The 6109-nt window shown below is 38.4% G+C and carries 5 protein-coding genes and 1 pseudogene; all 6 read right to left on the bottom strand.

The window, feature by feature from the left end:
• Positions 1 to 308, bottom strand: a 308-nt coding sequence (locus Q1R07_RS15905; RefSeq protein WP_300492150.1) for an HTTM domain-containing protein, incomplete at its 3' end; no start/stop codon positions are given.
• 12 nt (positions 309 to 320) lie between these two features.
• Complete coding sequence (locus tag Q1R07_RS15910; protein WP_300492152.1) at positions 321 to 1448, bottom strand: imelysin family protein; 1128 nt, start codon at positions 1446 to 1448, stop codon at positions 321 to 323.
• A 67-nt stretch (positions 1449 to 1515) separates the two neighbouring features.
• Entirely contained in the window at positions 1516 to 2589 is a 1074-nt protein-coding gene (locus Q1R07_RS15915) for a DUF4856 domain-containing protein (RefSeq protein ID WP_300492153.1), read from the bottom strand.
• Between the two features lie 409 nt (positions 2590 to 2998).
• A complete protein-coding gene (locus Q1R07_RS15920; protein WP_300492154.1) occupies positions 2999 to 3718 on the bottom strand; it encodes a hypothetical protein in 720 nt (239 codons plus the stop codon).
• A gap of 367 nt (positions 3719 to 4085) precedes the next feature.
• The gene (locus Q1R07_RS15925) at positions 4086 to 5024 is read right to left on the bottom strand and encodes a hypothetical protein (RefSeq protein ID WP_300492156.1); all 939 of its coding nucleotides are present in this window, start codon (positions 5022 to 5024) and stop codon (positions 4086 to 4088) included.
• A 279-nt stretch (positions 5025 to 5303) separates the two neighbouring features.
• Positions 5304 to 6109: pseudogene (locus Q1R07_RS15930) on the bottom strand (hypothetical protein); the annotation flags it as partial.

The following is a 6109-nucleotide window of genomic DNA, read 5'->3' on the forward strand; positions in this document are numbered from 1 at the left end:
AATTCGATATAGGTAAAGCTCACAAAAAACAGCAGAATCGCCAATCGGTATCGATATCCCAGCGTTATCATAATACACGACAGCATACAGATCAGAAAAATAAGGTACGTATAAATTCCCAGAGGTTTTATCCATTCGAATCCGTAGTAGGAAAAAAAGAATTTCGGTTCAATGTATAATGTTTTAACCCAACCATTAGCCATAAAACGGATCAGACTAAAAAACATCAATACGCCAAAAAGAATACGAAAGATTGCCAATGGTGCTGCCTCCGTAGTTTTATTAAGATATTTATAAAATCGTTTCATCTTGTATTTTTATTAATCGCCATCGGTATCTGCATAATCGATAGAAATGCTCATTGCCGACGTCATATCCGATTTCATATAGGCAACATTGCGTTGTAACGCATTGAATGTGGCAGTCATTTTGGTATTATCGATGATAACCTGTTGACTTAAATCCGGCAACATTTCGTCCACAGCATGGTGTGCGATATTAAATTGGTTTATGATTAAATTACTTAATAGCTGTGTTCCCTCTTCATTATTCCCCTTTTTATCCAGATAATTCAGGTAGCTTTTTAAAGACGGTCCATATTGGTTCCCGCCGAAATATTTGCCTTCAAAAAAGTTATGAGCAGCGTTGAGAGCTTCCTGTACCAGTTCTTTTGAATAGTTCTTACTATAATAGGCTTCTACTTTATCCGGATAGGTTCTGTCTGAAAATTTACCGGCCGGATAACCTATTTTTGCTGTCCGGATATCTTTTTCGTAAAAGTGGATATAGGCATTCACCATCCGGTTAACACTTCCCGAAGAAGTATTGTCACTTTTGGAAATAAATGTCGTTTTATATCCGGATTGCCAATCGTCATAAACCTGATTCAGTAAAAATTCCAAACGGTTTACCAAGGCTGTCAGATAATTTCTATATTTGACTGCATCAGCATGGGTACTATAAAATTCAATAATTTCATTAGTATCACTACTCAAACCGAATAACATATAATCTAAAGCCGGAAATCCTTGCACCACGTCAAATGAAGCGCCCTCAAGGTTATAATCTCCGGAAGCTATTTTGGCATTAATCTGTGCTACTCCGGTCGGATAGGTATTCGAATACTTACTCAGTTGTATTTCATCGGCTTTTCCGATGTTAAACATGGCAACATATTGGTATGATTTGTAGGCTTCGAACCATTTCGCTCTTACAACCGTTAGTGAAACCGTATTTGGTGTCGTTACAAAATCGTTGGTTGTGATTTTAAGTACTTCTAATTTTGATTTATAGTTGGATAAAGACGGAAGGATTAGGTTATCGGCCCAATTAACCAGTATTGCTTTTCTATCATATTCATCAACCGGAGTATTATCTCCATTGTGATCCAATCCACAGGAGTATAGTACTACACACACCATGGTCAATAACAATTTTATCATTCTCATAAAAATCCCTTTAAATTGAGTAAACGCTATAAAAAAGAGCTCCAAAACAGGAGCTCTTATAACTTGTTTAATGGCTTCCACTTTGAGCTGTGGCTTGCGCTACGGTAAAACCAAATGCGTTTGCAATAGTTTCGGAAAGTATGTCAATTTGAGTTGTGGTGTAGTTGGCATCCCAAAATCCGTCATCGCCTCCTAGTAACTTCTTTGTCATTTCTTCTGTTTTGCTTTTCAATAAATAAGGTTCATTCGTTTCCGGATTATTGGTATACGCCAATGCACTGATAAAACCATACGCTTCTGATAATCCATGGAATGCAGCAGCCATATCTCCGGTAATTACATTGCTTCCGGATAGCTTTCCTTTCGATTTCTGCATATAATAAACTGCTCTGATCGCTCCGACTTTGGATAGTTTTTCTTTAATTATTTGTATTTGTTTATCGCGTTCTACATTATTTCCGGCTAAAATTGCCTCCTTGCCTTTTTCGAAAGCCTGGATTACCGCCTGAGTAATGCCTGCAAAATTTGAATTTCCATTAACGGTATTCAGGTAACTTTCCCAAAAGTATTTTTTAGTATTATCAGGGCCTTTGTATCCGAAAATATAAGTATAGCCTTCCTCCCATAATTTTACCCGTTCCGCATTGTTTGCCATGGCATCCAGGCTGGCAGTATTCAAACTGGAATTTAAGGTCTGATTCAATAAAACAGCCCCCATTAAACCTTTAATAATGGCCTGATTAATTTCCAGTCCTTTTTCGTTAAATAACCGAACCGATATACCACTCGAACCTGTGTAGGATCCTATATGTCCTTTTGAAGCCGGCGATTGATGCGCTAAGGCTACGTCGCCCATTTTTTCAAAAAGAAAATCAAATTGCAATTTTGCATTCTCAGCTGTTTTTTCCTTAAGCGAAACACCGGAAGTATTTAATACCGGATCCGAAAAGGGATTTCCCGTATTCGTGTACATTCCTTTCAATTTGGCTGCATCCAGTGGATAAAGCTGTGCTTTTTTTGTATAGGCATCAAATTCTGCCAACATTTTTACAGCCATCAATGCACGAGTCGGGTCGGCAGTAGTTTTCTTATTCGTAGCTACAGGAGCCTCGTTAGAATCATTTGAACACGATACTGTCAAAACCAATAATGTTAAAGCTGCTATTCTAATTTTTATAAAGTGCATATTATTTTGCTTTATTAAGATTAATTATATTTTACTAAATCAAATGTAATCATCTCATTTTCAAAACATGTCACTGATATAGATCCAAAAAAGCCCATGTTTTGGACAAAACACAGGCTTTTTTGGAATTATCAGTAAATGGTAACGCTTTTACGATTTTAGTACAAAAACTTTTCCGGTTAGCAGGCTTTGGTTTTGGAAATACTTTTATACAGTAACCGTTTTATAGCTACGCAATTAGTCCTTTATGGTGTCACTGGTTGTAGTCGCCTCCAATTTGAACCCAACCTAATCCACCACCACCAAGCGGTCCCGTCCATACTAACTCGACAGCCGTTTTAGCTTTAATAGTCGTTTTATAATTCTATGCTAATACTGCACCAGCAGCAGTATAGTTTGTTGGCAAATAACCAACCGGTGCTACAGTAGGAGTCGTTATATTATACTTGACATTGGAAGCACCATCAACACGGATCGTAATAACCCTACCGGGCTTAGGGTTGGGTGGTAACGTAATCAGCGTGACTTTCTTGGAAAATATATTTAATACCTCATCGTCATCTGTCATTACCGCCTGAGCATTCGTTGAAGCTCCCCGCCAAACAGTATAACGACCTCTTGAAGAAGCCAAAGTACCATCTGCTTTTGCCACAATATTATTAGGATAATCGGTACGTAATTTACCATCCTGTATATTACGTATCCTCGCGTTTCCATTAACATCTAGTTTTTCCGTAGCCGCTGTTGTACTATAATCTCCTATAGCGACGTTGGCATTTTGATAAATATTCTGCGTATTTAAAGTTGCCTGTGTGGTGGTGGTCGCTCCGATTATCTTCCAAGGGATTGTATTCACTTTTTTCCAGACATTTGATGGAGCATCAAAATAATAATACCCAATCTCGTCAATATTCCTTCGCTGAGACGAAGCATTTCCTCTGGTTACATCGGTAATATAAACGATCAATCCATTTTGGTCTGCCCCATACAGCCCCTCACCTTTTGCGGTTAGTTCTGCTCGGGTAAGTCGTGGCGGAAGAACACCATCAATCGCCGAAACGTCGTTTTTTTTTGTTATGTCCAAAGTAGCCTTAGGATTTACTGTATTTCCAACCTGAGCGTAAAGAAGCCCGGTAAAAAAAAGGAAACATATAATTGTACCATATTTTTTCATATTGTTATTATTTTTATTACATAATCATAATTTAGAAGAAGCTGCATTACTACTTTTGCCTAAATAACTTACGCTAAAACAAGACAAAACTTCAATTTTCAAACAAAACACAGGCTGTTTTTTTGAATTACCAGAAAACGGCAAAGCGTTCACAATCTTATTATAAAAAACTATTTCCGGTTAGCCGACTTTGGCTTTTATCCTTTGTTTGAAAATACCTTTCAACATACGGAAATAGCGTAACCGTTTTATAGCTGCGTAAGTAGTCCTTTAGATGTTACTTCTGTTGGTTACCTCCAATTTGAACCCAACCTAGTCCACCGCTACCATATGGCCCTGTCCATACTAATTTGAGAGCCGTTTTAGCTTTAATACCCTTCCTATAATCCGCTGCTGTTACTTCACTTCCATTAGCAACAGTGTAGTTTGTTGGCAAATAACCAACCGGTGTTACAGTAGGAGTTGTTAAACTATACCTATGATAATAACCACGAGTACTGGTAGCACCATCAATACGGATCGTAATAACCCTACCGGGCTTAGGGTTGGGCGGTAACGTAATAAGCGTGACATCTTTGGAAAATATATTTAATATCTCATCGTCATCTGTCATTACCGCCTCAGCATTCGTTGAAGCGCCCCGCCAAACAGTATAACTACCTCTTGAAGATCCCCAGGTACCATCTGCTTTTGCTACAATAGTATACGGATAATTGGTCCGTACTCTACCATTCTGCATATTGCGTAATCTCACGTTTCCACTAACATCCAGTTTTTCTGTAGCAGTTGATGCCCTATAATCTCCTATGGCGACGTTGCCATTTTGATAAATATTCTGAGTATTTAAACTAGCCTGTTTAGTCCCTCCTATTATTTTCCAAGGGGTTGTATTCACTTTTTTCCAGACATTCGATAGAGCATCAAAATAATAATACCCACTCGTGTCAATATTCATTCGTTGCGACAAAATGTCTCCTCCGGTTACATCCGTGATAAAGATGAGCACTCCATTTTGGTCCGCTCCATATAGCCCATTACCTTTTGCGGTTAGTTCTGCTCGGGTAAGTCGTGGCGGAAGAACCCCATCAATATCGGTAACTCCGTTTTTTCCTGTTATATCCAAAGTAGCCTTAGGACTTTCTGTATTAATTCCAACCTGAGCGTAAAGAAGCCCGGTAAAAAAAAGGAAACATACAATTGTACTATATTTTTTCATATTGTTTTTGTTTTTATTAAGTGATCATAATTTAGAAGAAGCTGAATTACTAATTTTGCCAAAATAACTTACGCCAAAACAAGACAAAACGCTAATTTTCTGAAAACACAGGCTGTTTTTTAATTCCCAGAAAACGATAAAACTTTTACGATTTTATGACAAAAAACGATTCTCTATTAGCAGATTTTGGCTTTTACCCCTTCTTTGGAAATACCTTTCAACATACGGAAACAGCGTAACCGTAACCGTTTTATAGCAACGTAATTGTCCTTTATCGTGTCACTGGTTGTTGCCTCCAATTTGAACCCAACCTAATCCGCCGCCGCCATATGAACCTGTCCATACTAACTGGACAACTGTTTTAGGTTTAATAGTCGTTTTATAATCATCTGCTCTTACGACATCTTTTTTAACAACATAGTTTGCCGGCAAATAACCAACCGGTATTACACCAGGAGTAGCGACATTATATGTTCCATCAGAGTGACCATCAATACGGATCGTAATAGTCCTACCGGGCTTAGGGTTGGATGGCAACGTAATAGTCGTGACATTACGGGAAAATATATTTAATATCTCATCGTCATCTGTCATTACTGCCTGAGCATTCGTTGATGCTCCTCGCCAAATGGCATAATAACCTCTTGAAGAAGCCAAAGTACCATCTGCTTTTGCCACAATAGTATAAGGATAATCGGTACGTACTCTACCATCCTGTAAATTGCGTATTCGTATGTTTCCATTAACATCTAGTTTTTCCGTAACAGCTGCTGCTCTATAATCGCCTATCGCTACATTGCCATTTTGATAAATACTCTGAGTATTTAAGGCCGCCTGTGCGGTCGTTTTTATTCGCTTCCAAGGAGTTGTATTCACTTTTTTCCAGGTATTCGATGGACCATCAAAAAAATAATACCCACTCGCATCAATATTCGTTCGTTGCGACAAAGCATTTCCTCCGGTTACATTCGTAATAAAGATGAGTACTCCATTTTGATCCACTCCATACAGCCCTTCCCCTTTTGCGGTTAATTCTGCTCGGGTAAGTCGTGGAATAAGAAGGCCATCAATATCGGTAACACCCT

Source organism: Flavobacterium sp., assembly GCF_030146175.1.
In the GTDB taxonomy this organism is placed as follows: Bacteria; Bacteroidota; Bacteroidia; order Flavobacteriales; family Flavobacteriaceae; genus Flavobacterium.